Here is a 20,480-nt window from a genome sequence, read left to right as displayed (position 1 = left end):
CTATTATTTAGTGCAAACTACTTGTTTTGTAAACCTCAGGTCAATCATTTTATATTTATACAAAGTACTATCTAAAACTGCTTTTTGAAAAAACGCTTTATAGTTCTTAAATTTTGTTTCAAAATTGTTCAAACTACCAAAAACAATCTGATAATCGTAATTCCTGTTGAACATTTTCAAGCTAGAATTAGGCATAACTTGTATTCCAATGATGTTTTTTTTCAAAAATTCATCTTCATAAATCACACGAAACAATTGCGCTAATTTCTCTTTATTTTCACTAGTAACATTCCCAGAAACTAATGGAACTCTAGCTGTAAAATTATCCGAAAGCGGCATCTTACTACCTTTATAATCAATGTAAAAAGATTCTGATTCATCAACCACCCTGGCTACAGGAGTCTTTTGCTTTACCACTGCTTTTAGAACACCATCTATACTTACAAAAACATCTGATTCGTCAATCATCGCATTTGAATCTAGTATTCGCTCCAACTTATTCAAATCTAATTTATCTTTTTCAATAGCTAAACGGTTGTTCATATTTTCTATTAACAATTTATCAACCGTTTCAGCTTTGACAAAAGGATTGTTTTTTCCTACAAAAACAATATCTATTTTGGACAGTTTGCGTTTCTCATTTCGATTTATTGTAAACGAAAAAAGAAAAATAACCAAGCACAACATCAGGATTAATCTGACGTTTGTCCAATTAAATATTTTTTTCATTTAAAGCATTTTTAATTTCTTGTACCATTTCTCCGATATCACCAGCTCCAATAGTCACCATGACTTCCGCATCGTTCTGAACCATCATCGAAATTAAATCTTCTTTTGAAACAATGGATTTATTTGCATTGTCAATTTTAGAAAACAACCACTCCGATGTAACTCCTTCCATAGGCAATTCTCTTGCGGGATAAATCTCCATCAAATACACTTCATCAAACTGAGAAAGACTTTTAGCAAAATCATCTACAAAATCTCTAGTTCTACTAAACAAATGCGGTTGAAAAACAGCTAAAACCTTCTTCCCAGGATACAACTCTCTTACCGCTTGATGCACCGCATTAATCTCTGTAGGATGATGTGCATAATCATCGATGTAAACTAAATTTTCCGTTTTAATTTGATAAGAAAAACGTCTTCTTATGCCTTTAAAAGAAGCTAAGGCTCTTGCAATGGCAACGGTTGGGGTACCGAAATTTACTGCCATGGCAAGAGCCATTAAAGCATTCATCAAATTGTGTCTTCCAGGCAATCCAAAACGGAAATCTTTTAAAATTCCGTTAGGTGTTTTTACATCAAAAACATAACTACCATCCACAATTCGTATATTAAAAGCATTATAAAAAGCCTCTTCTTGATTAACTCCTACTACTACGCCGGAAAGAGGTAATTCGGACGTAATAAATAATTTATTTTTATCTTCTACTTTATCAGCAAATTCCGTAAATGATTCTTTGATTGCATCGCTAGTTCCATAGATATCCAAGTGATCGGCATCCATTGAAGTAACACAAGCAATATTGGGATGCAAATGCAAAAAGGAACGATCAAACTCATCTGCTTCTACAACAGTTACCGTTTTTCCACTTCCTATTAAATTGGAATTATAATTTTCAACAATTCCGCCAATAAAAGCAGTAACATCAGCACCACTTTCATGTAAAATATGTCCTAAAATACTAGAGGTTGTTGTTTTCCCATGTGTTCCAGCTACAGCAAAGCAGAAAGTATCTTTAGTAATAATACCCAAAACTTCAGCTCTCTTTTTTACCTGATAATTACGCTCTAAAAAATAATTCCATTGCGAATGATTTTTAGGAACAGCCGGCGTTATAATTACAAGGGTATTTTCGATAAAATAATCTTTAGGGATCAAATTGATTTCATCTTCAAAGTGAATATCAATCCCGCTATCAATTAACTCGTTCGTTAAAATAGTTGGCGTTTTATCATAACCAGAAACATTTTTCCCAATATACTTAAAATAACGCGCCAAAGCACTCATACCAATACCTCCGATACCGATAAAAAAGACATTTTGTATTTGGTTTAAGTTCATAACTACTAAATTTATTTTCTGATTATTTCTTTCTAATTAATTTCACCACTTCGTCGGCAATTTGCTGGGTTGCTTCCGGCAAAGCCAATTCTTTTATATTTTCACTTAGCTGATTTTGCTTTTCTGCATCTTTTAATAAAGCTTCAAAAACCAAACTAAACTCAGAATTCAATTGAGTCTCTTTAAGCAAAATAGCTCCTTTTTTATCTACAATTGCTTTTGCATTTTTAGTTTGATGATCTTCGGCTACATTTGGCGAAGGAATAAAAATCACAGGCTTCCCTACAATACACAATTCCGACACCGAAGAAGCTCCTGCTCTAGAAATAATAATATCAGCAGCGGCATATACAAAATCCATTCGTTCAATAAAAGCCACTACCTGAACATTTTCTGAATTGTATTTTTTATAATCTTCAAAATACAACTTTCCACACTGCCAAATAATTTGAACATTTTGAGCTAATATAGTATCCAGCTCTTTTTCTATCAACTGATTAATTCTTCTAGCACCTAAACTTCCTCCAAGCACTAAAAGTGTTTTCTTTTTAGCATCTAATTTAAAATAAGCTATCGCTTCCTCTCTTTTTTCATCAATAGCAATCAAATCCTGGCGCACTGGATTACCAGTCAATATCATTTTCCCTTTTGGAAAAAATTGATCTAAATTTTCATAAGCCACACAAATTGCATTGGCTTTTTTACTCAATAACTTATTTGTGATTCCTGGGAAGGAATTTTGTTCTTGAATTAATGTTGGAATCCCGAGCATATTAGCCATTTGTAATAAAGGTCCACTCGCAAATCCTCCTGTACCGATAACTACATCCGGTTTAAATTCTTTAATAATCTTTCTGGATTTCCATAAACTGTTAATCAACTTTACTGGGAACAACATATTTTGCAAAGTCAATTTTCTTTGTAATCCAGCAATCCACAAACCTTTAATAGCATAACCCGCTTGAGGTACTTTTTGCATTTCCATTTTATCTTCGGCACCGACAAAAAGAAACTCTGCATCTGGAAATCTTGATTTTAATTCATTAGCAATTGCAACTGCAGGGTAAATATGCCCTCCTGTTCCTCCACCACTTAATATGAATTTGTATTGTTTCATTATTGTCAAAAGATATTAATTCAAAAATTATTTATTCAAAACTGCGTTCATCGGATTAGAAACTTTATCCTCAATTGAATAGCTCTCGTTTCTATTTTCTTCAGCAGCTAATTCTGCATCTATTAATCGTTGAAGTGCTTCTTCTCGTTTAGCAGCTTCTTTTTGCTCTTGTTCAATTTCTTCTTCTTTTTTGGTAACGCCAATAATTATCCCTAGTGCAATACAAGTCATCCAAATAGATGTTCCTCCACTACTAATTAAAGGCAAGGTTTGTCCAGTAACGGGTAGTAATTCTACGGCAACAGCCATATTAATCATCGCCTGAAAAATCATGGGAAATCCCAATCCTATCACCACCAACTTCCCAAACAATGTATTTGCCTTATGAGAAGCAACTACAAAACGGAAAAGCAACAACAAATACAAACCCAAAACTCCTAATCCTCCAATTAAGCCGTATTCTTCTACAATAATGGCGTAAATAAAATCGGAAGAAGATTGAGGCAAAAAGTTTTTCTGAACACTCTTTCCTGGACCTAAACCATATATTTTTCCCGAAGCAATCGCAATTTTAGCTTTCTCAATTTGATAATCATCCTCATCTGGTTTATCGGTGCTAAAATTTTCAATTCGGCTTTCCCAAGTACTCACCCTACTAAAAAACTTTGCATCCGGAAATGCTTTAGCAATCAATACAAAAAACACTAAAAACAAAACCCCAGAACCTACTATAATCCCAATGAATTTCATTGGGTATTTCCCAATGAAAACCAACATTAATATCATTGAAAAAATAAGCGCTGTAGTAGAAAAATTGGATGGCAAAATAAACATCAAAGTTATAAATACCGGTAACCACAACTGTCTTAATGATTCTATGAAATCAATAGGTTCAGTTCGAGTTTTGGACAAATAGCGCGCTACAAATACATAAAGCACCAAAGCTGCAAAAGCCGAAGGCTGAAACGAAATCCCCACAAACGGAATTTGGAGCCATCTACTAGCATTTGCACCACCAATCATCGTTCCCTTAATCATTGTTATTGCTAGAATAATCCAAACAATTGGCAACATCCATTTGGATATCGAACGGAAATAATGATAAGGAACTTTGTGTACATAATAAATGATAAAAAATCCGCAGGCTACGTGTGCCAAATGTTTTACCAAATAACCTAAGGTATTTCCAGTCCCATGACCTAGATAGGCCAAATTACTACTCGCACTAAAAACAGGCATAAAGGAAAACAAAGCCAGTAAGGCCACGAATGACCAAATACCTTTATCCCCTTTTAATCTGTTAATTAGTTTTTTCATTTTTTTATCAAGTTATGGGTTATAAGTTATGGGTTATGAGTTTGTATGTTTTCCTCCAAACATTTCTAACTTCTGACACCTAACTTCTAACTTCTATTTACAAATTATGTACTGCATCTTTAAATTGACGCCCTCTATCTTCGTAGTTTTCAAATAAATCAAAACTTGCACAAGCAGGAGACAATAAAACCGTATCGCCTTTTTCAGAAATACGTTGCGCCATTTTAACAGCATCATTCATTGTGTTTACTTCTACCATGATGTCCACTACGTTTCCAAAAGCATCAATAATTTTGCGATTATCTACTCCTAAACAAATAATTGCTTTCACTTTCTCGCGAACCAAAGCCATTAATTCATTGTAATCATTCCCTTTATCTACACCTCCAACAATCCAAACTGTTGGTGTAGTCATACTATCCAATGCAAAAAAAGCAGCATTTACATTAGTCGCTTTCGAATCATTAATGTATTGCACATTTTGAATTTTCAACACTTTTTCAAGACGGTGTTCAACACCTTGGAAATTAGATAAACTTTCGCGAATGGTAGCTTTTCTAATTTGCATCAATTTTGCTACAGAAGTGGCTGCCATTGCATTTTTAAGATTGTGTTTTCCTTCTAAGGCAATTGATTCGGTTTCCATTTTGAACTCTTCTTGATTAATGATTGATTCCATTGTATTATCTTTTATAAAGGCTCCTTCTTCAAATGTTTGTGTCAATGAAAAAGGTATTAATTTTGCTTTTGTTCTATTCTTTTTTAACCATTCTGAAATCGCTTCATCATCTGCATCATAAATGAGATAATCCTCTTCCGTTTGGTTCATTGTGATTCTAAATTTCGATTCAATATAATTTTCATATTTATAATCGTATCGATCTAAATGATCCGGACTTATATTGGTAATAATAGCAATATGAGGCTTGTAATTGACGATTCCGTCTAATTGAAAACTACTTAATTCCAACACATAGCTATCGTACTTATCTTCGGCAACCTGTTCTGCAAAACTCTTCCCAATATTCCCAGCTAAACCTACATTCAAACCTGCCGATTTTAACAAATGGTAGGTAAGCATTGTTGTGGTTGTTTTTCCATTACTTCCTGTAATTCCTATCGTGATGGCCTTAGTAAAAGGAGCTGCAAATTCAATTTCTGAAATCACTGGAATCCCTTTTTCGACTAGTTTCTTAACAATGGGGGCTTTATCAGGAATCCCGGGACTTTTCATTACCACATTGGCATTTAAGATCAAAGATTCCGTATGTTTTTCATCCTCCCATTCAATACCGTTTTGTAAAAGAACTTGCTTGTAACTTTCTTTGATTTTTCCATAATCTGAGATAAAAACTTCATATCCTTTTTGTTTCCCGAGAATAGCAGTACCTACTCCGCTTTCACCACCGCCTAAAACAACTAATCTCATCTTATCTTAATTTTAAGGTAACTATTGAAAGTATGGCTAATAAGATGGCTACAATCCAAAATCGAGTAACAATTTTACTTTCATGATAGCCTTTCTTTTGATAATGATGATGTAAAGGCGACATCAGAAAAATTCGCTTTCCTTCTCCTGTACGTTTCTTGGTATATTTAAAATAACTTACTTGCAAAACCACGGATAAATTTTCCACCAAGAAAATTCCACATAGTAACGGAATCAACAATTCTTTACGAACTGCAATAGCCAATACTGCAATGATCCCTCCAATAGTCAAACTACCCGTATCTCCCATAAAAACCGATGCTGGATAGGAGTTATACCATAAAAATCCAATAAGAGCTCCTGCAAATGCCGCTATAAACACTGTCATTTCACCTGAGTTAGGGATATACATAATATTTAAGTAATTAGAGAAAATAATATTCCCCGAAACGAATGTAAATATTGCCAATGCCAAGACCGATATGGCCGAAGTTCCCGCAGCGAGTCCATCGATACCATCAGTTAAATTGGCACCATTAGAAACAGCAGTAATAATAAAAATCACAACTGGAATAAAAATTAGCCACGCCCATTTTTCATAACCATCACCAGTCCATGCTAATAATTCAGCATAATCAAATTCATTATTCTTAAAAAATGGAATTGTGGTAGCGGTCGATTTTTCATAAACCGGAGCTGGAGCAACTAGTTCCGTTTGATTAATTACTTTAAAAACATCCGTTTTACCCGTATCAGTTCGAACAGTAACATGAGGATTGAAATATAATACGCTACCAACAATTAATCCTAATCCTACTTGACCAACCACTTTAAAAATTCCTTTTAAACCTTGTTTGTCTTTTTTGAAAATTTTAATATAATCATCAATAAAACCAATTGTTCCCATCCATAAAGTGGTCACAATAAGCAACACAATGTAAATATTATGCAATTTGGCAAACAACAAAACTGGAATTAAGGTTGCAAAAATGATAATTAGTCCTCCCATTGTAGGAGTTCCTGCTTTTTCATTTTGTCCTTCCAAACCAAGTTCGCGAATTGTTTCACCTACTTGTTGTCTTTGCAAAAACTTAATTACTCTTTTACCGTAAATTGTAGACAACAACAACGATAGAATAAAAGCTAATGACGATCTAAAAGTAATGTACTGGAAAACTCCTGTTCCAGAAAGATTTAATACTTTATTGAAATAATCGAATAAATAATACAGCATAATTTTACTATTTATGTAGTTGTTCTAAAATTTCTTTTACAATTTTCATATCATCAAAATCAGTGCGAACACCTTTGATTTCTTGATAGGTTTCATGTCCTTTTCCTGCAATCAGAATGATATCTTTTGGCTGAGCCAATTGACATGCAATTTTGATCGCTTGTTTTCTATCGGTAACCGCAAAAACTTTTTTATGATTTTGTGGAGGCACTCCTTTTTCCATTTCTGCAATAATATCATCCGGATCTTCATCGCGCGGATTATCAGATGTTAAAATGGCTTTGTTGCTCAACTCAGAAGCTATTTCGGCCATAATTGGTCGTTTAGCTTTATCTCTATTACCACCGCAACCAACAATTGTAATCAATTGTTCATTTTTTGTACGAACTTCATTGATGGTCTTCAACACATTTTCTAAGGCATCGGGCGTATGTGCATAATCTACAATTGCGGTGATATTCGTATCTGAAACGATATATTGGAATCTTCCTGAAACGCTTTCTAACTCTGATAATAATCGAAGGGTTTCTAAATTATCCAAACCTAATTCGATAGCAGTTGCATAAATTGCTAAAAGATTATATGCATTAAAAACACCAATTAACTTCACCCAAACTTCATTGCCCTCTATTTTCAATAATAAACCTGACAATAAGTTTTCTAAGATTTGTGCTTTATAATCGGCATACGATTTCAAAGCATAAGTTCTTTTTTTAGCAACACTGTTTTGCAACATCACTGCTCCATTCTTATCATCGATATTCGAAATAGCAAAAGCAGTTTTAGGTAAATTATCAAAAAATGATTTTTTAACATCTCTATACTCTGCAAATGTGGCATGATAATCTAAATGGTCGTGTGACAAATTAGTAAAAACACCACCAGCAAAATGCAAGGCTTCTGTACGTTTTTGATGAATTCCATGTGAACTCACTTCCATAAAACAATATTCGACTCCAGCCTGAATCATTTCATTCAAGTAGTAATTTATCGTAATGGAATCAGGTGTGGTATGAGTCGCTTTAAATTCTATATCATCCACTAAAATTTTAACGGTTGAAAGTAAACCAACTTTGAAACCTGCTTTTTTAAACAACTGATACAACAAAGAAGCAATGGTAGTTTTACCGTTAGTACCAGTAATTCCAACTAACTTTAATTTCTCTGACGGATCTCCAAAATAATTTGCAGCTAAAAAAGCCATTGCCTTATTGGTATCATCCACTTTTACATAGGTAACATCGCTTACAAACTGCTCTGGAAAAGTATCGCATACAATAGCTTTAGCTCCTAAATCGATTGCTTTTTGAATATAATCATGACCATCCGAAACGGTTCCGCGAATAGCAACAAATACATCACCAGCTTGAATTTTTCTGGAATCAAAATCCAATTTACCGATAGCAATATCTGTCGAACCATGTACAGCTTCAATTGCAACTCTATATAATATGTCTTTTAATATAATCACGATAATTCTAAGGTTATAGTTGTGTTTTTAGTAATATTTTGCCCTGCTTTTAGAGATTGATTTTTCACTTTTCCAATCCCCTTTGTCCTCACTCTTAATCCTAAATTTTCTAATAAAGCAATAGCATCCATTCCAGGCATTCCTTTAACATTTGGAATCAATTGATTTGTTTTTTGAAGCTTTGCGTAATAGGCATTATAATTTTTTTCCTGTTTTGCAATCTTTCCATCTAATTTCTTAATCTCATTAGTCGAAGGAACTTCGGTAAAAATCTTTTGTGCAATGCGTTTAAAAACAGGACCAGCCACATCAGCACCATAATAATTATTATTGGCTGTATTAGGTTTATGAACTACTACAATACAAGAATATTTTGGTTTATCTGCTGGGAAATACCCAACAAATGAAGAAGCATAATACAATCCTGAGCCATCTCTTTTTCCATAATTTACCTGAGCTGTTCCGGTTTTTCCAGCCATAGGAAAATCTTTAGAATACAACTTAGAACCTGTTCCTTTTTTAACCACATTTTTCAACACTGCTTTTAGTTTAGCCAAAGTAGCATCTGAACATATTTTAGGATTGATAACAACTGGTTCCATTTTTTTTATGGTTCTGTTCCATTCTTTAATTTCGGATACAAATTGTGGTTTTACCATTACACCATCATTTGCCACTGCATTATAATACGCTAATGTTTGCATTGGCGTAACCGAAACACCATAACCAAAAGCCATCCAAGGCAAGGAAATATTAGACCAATTCTTATCAGAAGGTTGCGGTATAAAAGGACGTCCTTCCCCCTTAAAATCCATATTCAAACGTTTGTTCAATCCATAAGAATTAACACGATTAACAAATTTGGAAGGATTGTTTTTATAATTATTGTAAACTGCCTGTACTAAAACAGTATTAGAAGAAAGCTCAAAACCTCTTGCCAAAGAAATCTTCCCATAACCGCCTTCATGCGAATCTCTAACTGATTTACCAGAATATTTTATTACACCACCATAAGTATCATACACCGTACTAGTATCAGCAACTTTATCCTCTAATATGGTCATTAAATCCACTAATTTAAAAGTAGAACCTGGTTCATGAGATTCGGCTACAGCATAATTAGTTGTTTCATAATATGTTCCATCATTAGCACGACCTAAATTAGAAATCGCTTTTACCTGACCAGTGTGCGTTTCCATTACTACTACACAACCATGGTCGGCTTCATAATCTTCTAATTGTTTCAACAAAGCATGATGCGCTATATCCTGAATATAAACATCAATGGTAGAAATCACATCATAGCCATCTAAAGGATCTACTTCGTTCATATCACGAATAGGTTTCCATTGTCCTTTCGCAATTTTTTGTTTTAAAATTCTACCATCTTTACCATTTAGATATTCTCTGTAAGCCCATTCGATTCCTTTACCATCCGTATGACCAGCATCGTATTTTCTTTCGTAACCAATAGTTCTTTCGGCAATTTTGCCTATTGGATGTTCTCTAACTGTTTTTTGATCAATTATTATCCCACCTTTATAAGGTCCTAATTCAAATAAAGGAAAACCTTTAATCTTCATATATTCGGTGTAACTCAAATCTCTTGCTACCAAAAAATAGCGATTGTTATTAGCTCTCGCTTTTCGCAATTCATTTTGATAATAAAAAGAAGATTTATTTAAAACAGTAGCCAAAGAATCAGATAAGTCGTTGACATATTTTTCAAAATTTTCTTTTGTAGGCGCCAAAGCATCAAAGCGAATTGTATATTTAGGAATTGAAGTAGCCAATAAACTTCCATCAGCCGAGTAAATATTTCCTTTATTAGCTGGTATAACAAAGTTCTTGACCGTTCTTTCTTTGGCTAATTCACGATAATACTCTCCTTCTACCCACTGAATATTAGTAAGCTTAACAGCCACTGCTAGTGCTATTAAAAAAATAGCAAAAGCAACCAGATAGATTCGGTACGATATGTATTTATCATCTACTGCCATAACTTTTGAAGAAAAGTTTTTTCAACTTCTTTTTTTACTTTAATTTTTACAGGTGGTACTGTGGAAGGAAAAATTTGTCTTTCCTCCATTTTTTGAGAAACTGTTGATTCCATTCGAAGTTTCATCAATTCCGAACGCTTATCAACAAATTCCGAACGCAGTTCTTTAACTTCAGCGCTCAATTCGGCGATCTTAAAAACCTTTTGTTCGTATCGTTGCGTATTAGCAATCATAATGATAGCCAACACAATAAGAAAAACTATAAAACGCCAATTTTTTATCGCATCATCATCGATTAAAAATCTTGCTTTTAATAGATTATAAATACTCATCCCTATTGCTATTATAATTTTTCGGCTACTCTTAATTTAGCACTTCTGGCCCTGTTATTTATTTTAATTTCGGCATCACTTGGGACAATTAATTTCCCAATAGATTTAAAAGGAACTGAATAATTCCCAAAAAAATCACGTTCAGGTTCCCCTTCAAACATACCGTTCTTCATAAATCGTTTCACCAAACGGTCCTCTAACGAGTGATAAGAAATAATACTTAATCTTCCTCCTGGATTTAGAATTTCTAGTGATTGTTCTAAAAATTCTTTCAAAACATCCATCTCTTGATTTACCTCTATTCGGATGGCTTGATAAATTTGAGCCAATACTTTATTCCTTACTTTTTCAGGAAGGTATTTAGCTAACACTTCCTTAAATTCATCGGTAGTTTTTATTGGTCGATGATGCCTAGCCTCAATTATAGTTCTTGATAAGGCTGGAGCATTTTTCAATTCTCCATAATCATAAAAAACGCGTCTTAAATTAGCATCATCATATTCATTCACAACCTTGTATGCATTCAAATCATTTTTTTGACTCATTCGCATATCTAATTCTGCATCGAATCGAGTAGAAAAACCCCTTTCAGGCACATCAAACTGATGGGAAGAAACCCCTAAATCGCCTAATATACCATCAACAGTTCTCGCTCCATAAAAACGTAAAAAACGCTTGATATATCTAAAATTCTCATTTATCAACACAAATCGCTCATCAGGAAGTGCATTAGCAAGCGCATCTTCATCTTGATCAAAAGCAAACAATTTACCATTAGGTCCCAATCGACTTAATATCTCTCTAGAATGACCACCTCCACCAAAAGTCACATCTACATATACACCATCAGGCTTAATATTTAAACCATCAACTGTTTCCTTAAGCAAAACTGGATTATGATATTCCATTGTCGTCGTCATTTATATTACCCATTACCTCTTCAGCCAAGTCTGCAAAATCAACACCGTCATCCATCGACTTTTCATACAAATCTTTATCCCAAATCTCAACAATATTAACTGCAGATGAAAAAACCACGTCTTTAGTAATACTAGCAAAACTCACTAAATCCTTAGGAACTAACAATCTACCCAAAGCATCAATTTCAACCACTTTAACACCAGCAGTAAACTTGCGGATAAAGTCATTATTCTTTTTTACAAATCGATTTAACTTGTTGATTTTTTGCATCATTAAATTCCACTCCACCATTGGATATAACTCCAAACAAGGCTGAAACACTGAACGCTTCAAAACAAATCCGTCTTGAAGAGAAGCGGCCAATTGCTTTTTCAAAGGTGCAGGCAACAAAACCCTTCCTTTAGCATCGACTTTACATTCATATGTTCCAACTATTGAGTTCAAAAAAGTTTGATTAAATGATACAGAGCAAAAATATAAAAAATTTTACCACCTTTTACCACTTTCTACCACTTTGTTGATAAGTTTACCCACTTCAGAAGCAAAACCCTTAATTTTTAGTCTATCAGATTATTAGCATTAATAATGCTTATGAACAATCAACCTAAACCCAAACCCAAAAACAATCGGAAAAATGATTTGTATTTTCCACAAAAAAAAGATAAACCAAACAAAAAAGAAGATGATTTTCAAGCAACTCAACTTCATCTAAAGCCAAAAACGAATAAAATTTTAGATTACTATCCTCAAAAAACGAATTGATGAACTCTTTTTAACTGATTAAATCCTATATTTGCCCAAATTGAAATTCGCATTCAAAAGCATGGACAAAAACTACAAAAAAGAAGGCCGATACAGTTACTATGAAGCTGGCGAAGGAACTCCAATTGTTATATTACACGGTTTAATGGGAGGCTTAAGTAATTTTGATGGTGTAGCTAGTTACTTCTCTGACAAAGGATACAAAATAGTTATTCCAGACCTACCTATTTACACCCAAAGCTTACTAAAAACAAACGTAAAAGCGTTTGCCAAATACGTTAAAGATTTTATTACTTTCAAAGGTTTTGACCGCGTCATTTTACTAGGAAATTCTCTAGGAGGTCATATTGCTTTATATCATACAAAAATGTATCCAGAAAAAGTAGCCGGACTAGTAATAACCGGTAGTTCAGGGCTTTACGAAAGCGCCATGGGAGACAGCTATCCAAAAAGAGGCGACTACGAATACATCAAGAAAAAAGCGGAAGACGTATTTTACGACCCAAAAATTGCCACTCCCGAATTAATCGATGAAGTTTACGCAACTGTAAACGACCGTATCAAATTGATCAAAACGTTGACCATTGCCAAAAGTGCAATCCGTCATAATATGGCTAAAGATTTACCCAAAATGCATGTACAAACCTGTATTATTTGGGGAAAAAACGATAAAGTTACCCCACCAGAAGTAGCAACCGAATTCAACAAATTATTACCAAATTCAACCTTATACTGGATAGACAAATGTGGTCACGCGGCCATGATGGAACACCCAGATGAATTCAACAATCTATTAGAAGAATGGCTTAAAAAAACCAATTTATAAGCTATTTAAAATAAAAAAACACAATGAAAATCAATTCAGCCGAATTTATAATTAGCAACTCTGATGTAAGCAAATGTCCTAAAGACTTCTTGCCTGAATATGCTTTTATCGGCAGGTCAAATGTGGGTAAGTCATCATTAATCAACATGTTGACAAACCATAAAAAACTAGCAAAAACATCAGCCAGACCAGGAAAGACACAACTTATCAACCATTTTTTAATTAACAAAAACTGGTTCTTAGTCGATTTACCCGGATATGGCTATGCTAAGGTTTCTAAGAAAACTAAAAACGTTTTCCAGCAATTCATCACCGATTATTTTGAAAAAAGGGAACAATTAGCCTGCGTCTTTGTATTAATCGACATTCGCCATGAAGCGCAAGCCATAGATATAGAATTCATGACCTACATGGGAGAAAGCGAAATCCCTTTTTGCATTATCTTTACTAAAGCCGATAAAATCAGCAAAGGAAAAGTTAGCGCTCATATTGCAGCATACAAAAAACAAATGTTTGCAAACAATTGGGCCGAAATGCCTCCTTACTTTGTAACTTCTTCAACAGAAGGAATAGGAAAAGATGAACTATTACAATACATAGACGAGGTTAATCAAGAAATTTTCAAAAACAACAGCCCTATTTAAGGTAAAGCAATAAAAAACTCCATTTTTCAATGGAGTTTTTTATTGACCTGAAGTCGCTATTATTTCCCTAAAATACCTTTTTTTAATATTTGTCCAAAATCATACATGTCTTCAAAAGAACAATACAAAGGCACTGGCGCTAAACGAATTACATTAGGTTCTCTCCAATCAACGATTACCCCATTTTTCATAAGATAATCAAATAAACTTCGTCCTTCTCCATGCAAGAAAACAGATAATTGACAGGCTCTTTCAGCTGGGTTAGCTGGCGTAATTATTTCAAAAGTACTACTCACTTCTTTATCAATTTCACGCAAAATAAATTCTAAATAAGCGGTAATCTTATCTCTCTTGGCAATTAAAGCATCCATACCTATTTCGTCAAACATTTCAACAGAAGCCAAATAAGGCGCTAAAGACAAAACAGGCAAATTGCTTAATTGCCAACCATCTGCCCCTAGTACAGGATCAAAAGTGGGCTCCATTTTAAAACGTCGCTCTTTATTATGTCCCCACCATCCTGCAAATCTTGGTAAATCGGGATTATTGTGATGTTTTTCATGTACAAAACATCCTGAAGCATTTCCTGGACCTGAATTCATATATTTATAACTACACCAAGCCGCAAAATCTACATTCCAATCGTGTAATTCTAACGCAACATTCCCAGCGGCATGCGCTAGATCCCAACCCACATAAGCTCCTACTTTGTGCCCAGCAGCCGTAATGGATCGCATATCAAATACCTGACCTGTATAATAATTTACTCCGCCAATTAACACCAAAGCAAGCTCATCACCTACTTCATTAATCTTAGCAATAACATCTTCCGTACGAATATTATGTTCTCCATCACGTCTTTTAATCTCAATAATAGCTTCTTCAGCTTTAAAACCATGAAAATGAACCTGACTTTGAAACATATATTGATCCGAAGGAAAGGCTTTTTCCTCGCAAATAATCTTAAAGCGTTTTGCTGTTGGACGGTAAAAAGAAACCATCAACAAATGCAAATTAACCGTAAGCGTATTCATAACGGTAACTTCTGATGGTTTTGCACCAACAATTTTACTCAACGGATTTGCAAAACGCTCTTGATAATCCCACCAAGGTTTTTCGGCATAAAAATGCCCTTCAACCGCTAGTTTAGCCCAGTCATTCATTATCTCATCTACATAAGCTTTAGTACGTTTTGGCTGCAAGCCCAATGAATTTCCCGTAAAATAAATAACCTCTTTGTCATTAACTTTAGGAAAAATAAATTCGTTTCGGTATTTATGTAAGCTATCCTGAGCATCTAATTGTTGAGCAAAAGATTTCGTGTTTTCAAAAATCATAGTCACATTTTGGATTTGTTTTGTAAAAGTAAAAAAAGAAAGTTGAGCAATAAACCTATTCACTCAAAAAGTACAAAAAACAAAGAACTCGCCAGTAAATGACGAGTTCTTATATGAATTAACCTTTATGTAGTGATTATAGAATTAACATTGCGTCACCGTAGGAATAGAATTTATACTTTTCTTTAATAGCTTCTTCATAAGCTTTTTTCATTAAATCATGCCCACAAAAAGCAGAAATCATCATCAACAAAGTTGACTTTGGTGTGTGAAAGTTAGTTACCATACAGTTCGCCACGCTAAAATCGTGCGGAGGAAAGATAAACTTGTTCGTCCATCCATCGTATGGATTTAAAGTATTTTGAGAAGAAACAGAACTTTCAATAGCACGCATTGAAGTAGTTCCGATAGCACATACTTTTTTTCTTTTCCCTTTAGCTTCATTTACGATATCACAAGCTTCTTGAGTAATTTTTAACTCCTCAGAATCCATTTTGTGTTTCGATAAATCTTCTACTTCAACTGGATTAAAAGTTCCTAAACCTACGTGAAGCGTTACTTCGGCAAATTTAATTCCTTTAATTTCCAATCTTTTTAACAAGTGTTTAGAAAAGTGCAAACCAGCTGTTGGAGCAGCTACTGCACCCTCTTCTTTTGCATAAATAGTTTGGTAACGCTCTGCATCTTCAGGAGTTACATCTCTATTAATATATTTTGGGATTGGAGTTTCTCCTAGTTCTGTCAATTTATTTCTAAATTCTTCGTAAGAACCATCATAGAGAAAACGTAAAGTTCTTCCACGAGAAGTTGTATTATCAATAACCTCAGCAACTAATGAATCGTCGTCACCAAAATATAATTTGTTTCCAATTCTTATTTTACGAGCAGGATCCACTAGCACATCCCAAAGGCGTTGCTCAGCATTTAATTCTCTTAGCAAAAACACTTCAATTCTTGCTCCTGTTTTTTCTTTATTTCCGTATAAACGAGCAGGAAAAACTTTAGTGTTGTTCAAAATCATTACATCTCCATCATCAAAATAATCGATAATGTCTTTGAACATTTTGTGCTCAATGGTTTGTTTTTTTCTGTCTATTACCATTAAACGAGCTTCATCTCTATTTTCTGCTGGAAATTCAGCCAAGAGTTCCTTTGGTAAGTCAAAATTAAAATGTGATAATTTCATTTGAAAAAATTAGAAGTTAGACATTAGAAGTCAGAAGTTTTTTTAGCTTCTACTTTTAACGGCTGCAAATATACGATTGTCAAATAGGCGATGTCAAGTATTTTGCTGTTTAATTTAAAATTAAAACAACAAATCCTCAAAGCATCAATGATTTAGGGGAAATCAGAATCTTTTTATCCGATTAAATCCGATACTTTATACCCTAATTTTTCCATATCAGTCCAAAAATCAGGATAAGATTTAGAAACCACATCTGCATTTTCGATAATAATTGGCACTTTTAAAGCTAATGGAGCAAAAGCCATTGCCATTCTATGATCGTTGTAAGTTCCGATTCTTACATTAGAATTAATTTCAGAAGTAGCTATTAATGTTAAGCTATCATTTGTTACTGAAATATTAGCTCCTAATTTACTTAATTCAATTCTCAACGCTTCAAGTCTATCTGTTTCTTTTATTTTTAACGTATGAAGACCTGTAAGGTGACAACCAATTCCTAATCCAAGACAAGTAACCACAATAGTTTGTGCAATATCTGGAGTATTGTTCAAGTCAAAAGTTACATCTTGATGTTTGAACTTTTTATTTTTAGTCAAAGTAATGGTATTTCCATTAAATTGTGTTTCAACACCCATTTCTTTATAAATAGAAACCAAAGCTGAATCACCTTGTAAACTTGATTGTTTATAACTACTCAAAGTAATCTCAGCTTCTTCAGACAAGGCAACTAAACTAAAAAAGTAAGATGCTGAACTCCAATCAGACTCAACCGTCATCACTTTTGATTCCACTTCTTTTTGAGGCAAAACCTTAATTACATTCCCATCAAAACTGGTTTGAATATTCAAATCGTTCAACAAGGCCAATGTCATTTTGATATAAGGAATAGAAGTAATTTCTCCTTCTAAAGTCAATTCGATTCCATTTTCTAATTTAGGAGCTACTAACAACAAAGCAGAAATATATTGGCTACTTACATTAGCCGCCATAGTCACTTTAGATTGCGTGATTTTTTGTCCTTTGATTTTAATTGGCGGATAACCTTCTTCTTTTAAGAAAGTAATATCAGCACCTAATTGACGTAAGGCTTCTACTAGAATTTTCACAGGACGTTCTTGCATTCTACTTGAACCCGTCAATATCACTTCACGACCTTCTTTTACTGCAAAATAAGCCGTAAGAAAACGCATGGCAGTTCCAGCATGATGAATATCTACTACTTCTTCATTTCCTGTCAATGCCATTTGCATGACTTCGCTATCATCTGAATTAGATGTGTTACTTAAAGTAATATTAGAAAATAAAGCTTGCAAAAGCAACAATCTGTTCGTTTCACTTTTAGAACCAGTTACTTCAATTTGAGCATTTAATTTAGAATATGTAGTTTGTAGTAGTAAATTCATTTTTATGATTATTAGATGTGAATTATAAGTTAACGCCTGAGGCATTTAACACCAATAATTTGAGGGCGCAATTTAGCACACCCAATTCACAAATCATAATCCGAAACAAATAATTATTTCAATTTTTCGTTGTTTTTGTGACGATCTTTATCTCTAACCGACTTTAAATCCATTTTTTTATCAAAAGCCGCCTGCAAATCGATTCCTGTTTGATTAGCCAAGCACAAAACCACAAAAACCACATCAGCTAGTTCCTCACCTAAATCTTTACTCTTATCACTTTCTTTTTCTGATTGCTCTCCATAACGACGGGCAATAATTCGAGCAACCTCACCTACTTCTTCTGTTAGTTGTGCCATATTGGTTAATTCGTTAAAATAACGAACTCCGTGTTCTTTTATCCAAGTATCAACGTCTAACTGAGCATTTTTAAGATTCATATTATATTTTTTTAAGCACTATTTTTTCTTGCTGTTGTTCTACTATTTTTTGACAAAAACTCTTCAATCCATCATAAAGATCAGCAGTCGCAATTGTAATATTGATATCATTTGAAACCACAATTTGGATACGTCCATCATTAACAGCTGAATTTAATGAAAAAATTAATGATTTATCCTCGGTTGCCATTTTTAATGATTTTGGCAGAGATTCTATCTCATAACCTTCAGGAATCTCAAAAAACATACTATATCTTTCTTGCCTAGGATACCCAAAATAAATAGGCATCTTTCTTTTTTCCTGCAAAAAAGGATTTTTAGTCACCGCAAAAAACAATAATGGGTCTATAAACATTTTACCATTTATTATTTCACAATGATTATTGCTGGTAAAATTAAACTTTTCAATAACTGGTTTAGACAAATCAGCTTTTTTATTTTCAACAACATAATCACTTATCTCAATACCTTCAAGTTCATTTTCTTTTTTCTCTAAATAATTTTCAAGATTAGCATCTGCATCATTTAGCCTGTATTTTAAAGCTTGATAATCCGTTTTTTGTTCTAAATATTTACCTGAAATCTTTCCATCTGCTGCTATTGATACATTTATATGATAATTTTGCTTAGAGGGCTTCTTAGTAACTAAATTAATTTCTTCGGAAGTTCCATCTTCTCTAATCAATCTTCCTGTCCAATTTAACACATTAGGAGGTAAAATATTCATTGAGGTTGACTTATTAGTTGCATCCAATAAAATCCTTTCCCCATTAACCTCAGCAGCTGCAATTACATAATTAAAAACGGTTCTACTAGGAAAAACAGGAATTCCGTGTTCAAGAGTACTCACTAATACAGGATCGGCTTTTAGTCCCGCTAATCGTAACATCGAAATTAAAATAAAATTAATTTCGGCTACATTCCCAGTTCTTTCCTGATATGCTTTCAGAACACCTTTTTCGGTAAAATAACCATACTCCTTATCCCAATTCATTTTTTCCTGAACAAACTTAAAAACTTTTTTAAGTCTTTCATCTAGAGCATCAACCCCTTGCAACAGAAGTTTTGTATCCTCTACCAGATGGTTGATTTCTTTTAACTGCGGGCCAAAATCTTTACTTTTAAAAACAGTTTGAGCGACACCTTCCCAAGTAGACGAATAATTTTTAACCTCACTATTAGGAAATGCTGTTTTTTCTAATTCATTAAAAATGGCACCTCTGTAATTTTTTAAATTATCAACATACGGTTCTTCTTTTAAAGCAGGTACATCTTTGGCGGTATAAGTACTATTAATAGATTGAAAACTAACCGATACACTTTGGCTGTTTTGATCAGCATAATTAATCGATCCTCTTTCAACTTTTGAATCATTCTTTATCTCAACGTAGCCTTTTAATATTGTTTTATAATAAAAATAAGATGGGATTTCCGTCTTATATTCTGTATAATTTACTGGGATATCATATTGAATTTCATATACTGGAAAATAAACTATATTCTCTGATTTTAGTTTATATCTAAATTCAATCACCGAACCTTCCTTTACATTAGGCAATGAAATGGAAGCTTTTTTCCAATTTTCATCAATCTTGGTTTTAAAACTACTTTCACTATTTAATTTGGTCTTAACAATTTCACCATTTTCTAGATTATATGTAGCGGCTTCATCAAAACTAAGGTAATCATCGTTCATGTTTTCATAACCGATAAAATAAGGAACTTCAAAAGTTCCCCAATCTAAACCTTCTTTTTTATAAATTTTAATTCTATAGATAAATTCATGGTTCATTACAAAACCATTGCGATAGTCATAGGTAAAATACGTTCTTCCTTTTTTATAAAGGATTGCTGCAACCGCTGAAGAATCCTTAGGATGTACTTTTTCTTGAAGTTCAGAAATGGAAACCTTTCCTAATTTAAAATCTTGCGCTTGAAACTGTAACGCAAACAGAAGAAAAAGCAACGTTATAAATTTATTTTTAAAACTCAT

Annotated in this window: 18 protein-coding genes; 2 read left to right on the top strand and 16 right to left on the bottom strand. The window is 33.5% G+C overall.

Going from position 1 to position 20,480, the window contains the following annotated elements:
* Window positions 1-3 precede the first annotated feature (3 nt).
* The 11 genes from ACFPTQ_RS05665 to mraZ form a co-directional block, all read right to left on the bottom strand.
* Window positions 4-729, bottom strand: coding sequence for a cell division protein FtsQ/DivIB (locus ACFPTQ_RS05665; protein WP_379774948.1), 726 nt, complete (start codon window positions 727-729; stop codon window positions 4-6).
* Entirely contained in the window at window positions 713-2,068 is a 1,356-nt protein-coding gene (murC, locus tag ACFPTQ_RS05660) for a UDP-N-acetylmuramate--L-alanine ligase (RefSeq protein ID WP_379774946.1), read from the bottom strand. The genes ACFPTQ_RS05665 and murC overlap by 17 nt, the downstream gene beginning before the upstream one ends.
* 22 nt (window positions 2,069-2,090) lie before the next feature.
* Window positions 2,091-3,185 carry an undecaprenyldiphospho-muramoylpentapeptide beta-N-acetylglucosaminyltransferase gene (murG, locus tag ACFPTQ_RS05655; protein WP_379774944.1) on the bottom strand — a complete coding sequence of 365 codons (1,095 nt, stop codon included), beginning with the start codon at window positions 3,183-3,185 and terminating at the stop codon, window positions 2,091-2,093.
* 27 nt (window positions 3,186-3,212) lie between these two features.
* The gene (locus tag ACFPTQ_RS05650) at window positions 3,213-4,502 is read right to left on the bottom strand and encodes an FtsW/RodA/SpoVE family cell cycle protein (RefSeq protein ID WP_379774942.1); all 1,290 of its coding nucleotides are present in this window, start codon (window positions 4,500-4,502) and stop codon (window positions 3,213-3,215) included.
* Window positions 4,503-4,599: 97 nt separating this feature from the next.
* Entirely contained in the window at window positions 4,600-5,931 is a 1,332-nt protein-coding gene (gene murD, locus ACFPTQ_RS05645; protein WP_379774939.1) for a UDP-N-acetylmuramoyl-L-alanine--D-glutamate ligase, read from the bottom strand.
* A gap of 1 nt (window position 5,932) precedes the next feature.
* Entirely contained in the window at window positions 5,933-7,165 is a 1,233-nt protein-coding gene (gene mraY / locus ACFPTQ_RS05640; RefSeq protein WP_379774936.1) for a phospho-N-acetylmuramoyl-pentapeptide-transferase, read from the bottom strand.
* Between the two features lie 7 nt (window positions 7,166-7,172).
* A complete protein-coding gene (locus ACFPTQ_RS05635; RefSeq protein ID WP_379774934.1) occupies window positions 7,173-8,636 on the bottom strand; it encodes a UDP-N-acetylmuramoyl-L-alanyl-D-glutamate--2,6-diaminopimelate ligase in 1,464 nt (487 codons plus the stop codon).
* Window positions 8,633-10,636: a penicillin-binding protein gene (locus ACFPTQ_RS05630; protein WP_379774931.1), complete on the bottom strand. Its 2,004-nt coding sequence runs from the start codon at window positions 10,634-10,636 to the stop codon at window positions 8,633-8,635. Before ACFPTQ_RS05630 ends, ACFPTQ_RS05635 begins: the two co-directional genes overlap by 4 nt.
* Window positions 10,627-10,968, bottom strand: coding sequence for an FtsL-like putative cell division protein (locus tag ACFPTQ_RS05625; RefSeq protein ID WP_379774929.1), 342 nt, complete (start codon window positions 10,966-10,968; stop codon window positions 10,627-10,629). Before ACFPTQ_RS05625 ends, ACFPTQ_RS05630 begins: the two co-directional genes overlap by 10 nt.
* Window positions 10,969-10,979: 11 nt before the next feature.
* Window positions 10,980-11,888, bottom strand: a complete 909-nt coding sequence (gene rsmH / locus ACFPTQ_RS05620) for a 16S rRNA (cytosine(1402)-N(4))-methyltransferase RsmH (protein WP_379774927.1) — start codon at window positions 11,886-11,888, stop codon at window positions 10,980-10,982.
* The gene (mraZ, locus tag ACFPTQ_RS05615) at window positions 11,863-12,333 is read right to left on the bottom strand and encodes a division/cell wall cluster transcriptional repressor MraZ (RefSeq protein WP_379774925.1); all 471 of its coding nucleotides are present in this window, start codon (window positions 12,331-12,333) and stop codon (window positions 11,863-11,865) included. Before mraZ ends, rsmH begins: the two co-directional genes overlap by 26 nt.
* A 379-nt stretch (window positions 12,334-12,712) precedes the next feature.
* Here mraZ and ACFPTQ_RS05610 point away from each other — a divergent pair, with 379 nt between their 5' ends.
* Window positions 12,713-13,477 (top strand): alpha/beta fold hydrolase, encoded by a 765-nt coding sequence (locus ACFPTQ_RS05610; RefSeq protein ID WP_379774922.1) that lies wholly within the window; start codon window positions 12,713-12,715, stop codon window positions 13,475-13,477.
* Window positions 13,478-13,500: 23 nt separating this feature from the next.
* On the top strand, window positions 13,501-14,121 hold the full coding sequence (gene yihA, locus ACFPTQ_RS05605) for a ribosome biogenesis GTP-binding protein YihA/YsxC (protein ID WP_379774919.1): 621 nt from the start codon (window positions 13,501-13,503) through the stop codon (window positions 14,119-14,121).
* A gap of 59 nt (window positions 14,122-14,180) precedes the next feature.
* On the opposite strand, the gene kynU is transcribed toward yihA, so the two are convergent.
* From kynU to ACFPTQ_RS05580, 5 genes are all read right to left on the bottom strand, one after another.
* Entirely contained in the window at window positions 14,181-15,458 is a 1,278-nt protein-coding gene (kynU, locus tag ACFPTQ_RS05600) for a kynureninase (RefSeq protein WP_379774916.1), read from the bottom strand.
* A 136-nt stretch (window positions 15,459-15,594) separates the two neighbouring features.
* The gene (gene queA, locus ACFPTQ_RS05595; RefSeq protein ID WP_379774914.1) at window positions 15,595-16,644 is read right to left on the bottom strand and encodes a tRNA preQ1(34) S-adenosylmethionine ribosyltransferase-isomerase QueA; all 1,050 of its coding nucleotides are present in this window, start codon (window positions 16,642-16,644) and stop codon (window positions 15,595-15,597) included.
* A gap of 173 nt (window positions 16,645-16,817) precedes the next feature.
* Complete coding sequence (aroA, locus tag ACFPTQ_RS05590) at window positions 16,818-18,047, bottom strand: 3-phosphoshikimate 1-carboxyvinyltransferase (protein WP_379774912.1); 1,230 nt, start codon at window positions 18,045-18,047, stop codon at window positions 16,818-16,820.
* Between the two features lie 113 nt (window positions 18,048-18,160).
* Window positions 18,161-18,487, bottom strand: coding sequence for a nucleotide pyrophosphohydrolase (locus ACFPTQ_RS05585; protein ID WP_055094629.1), 327 nt, complete (start codon window positions 18,485-18,487; stop codon window positions 18,161-18,163).
* 1 nt (window position 18,488) lies between these two features.
* Window positions 18,489-20,480, bottom strand: a complete 1,992-nt coding sequence (locus ACFPTQ_RS05580) for a DUF3857 domain-containing protein (protein WP_379774910.1) — start codon at window positions 20,478-20,480, stop codon at window positions 18,489-18,491.

Source organism: Flavobacterium sp. GCM10022190 (assembly GCF_042656445.1).
Classification (GTDB): Bacteria; Bacteroidota; Bacteroidia; order Flavobacteriales; family Flavobacteriaceae; genus Flavobacterium; species Flavobacterium nitratireducens.
Note: the sequence above shows the minus strand (reverse complement) of the source record. Positions and strands in the feature narration are given on the sequence as shown.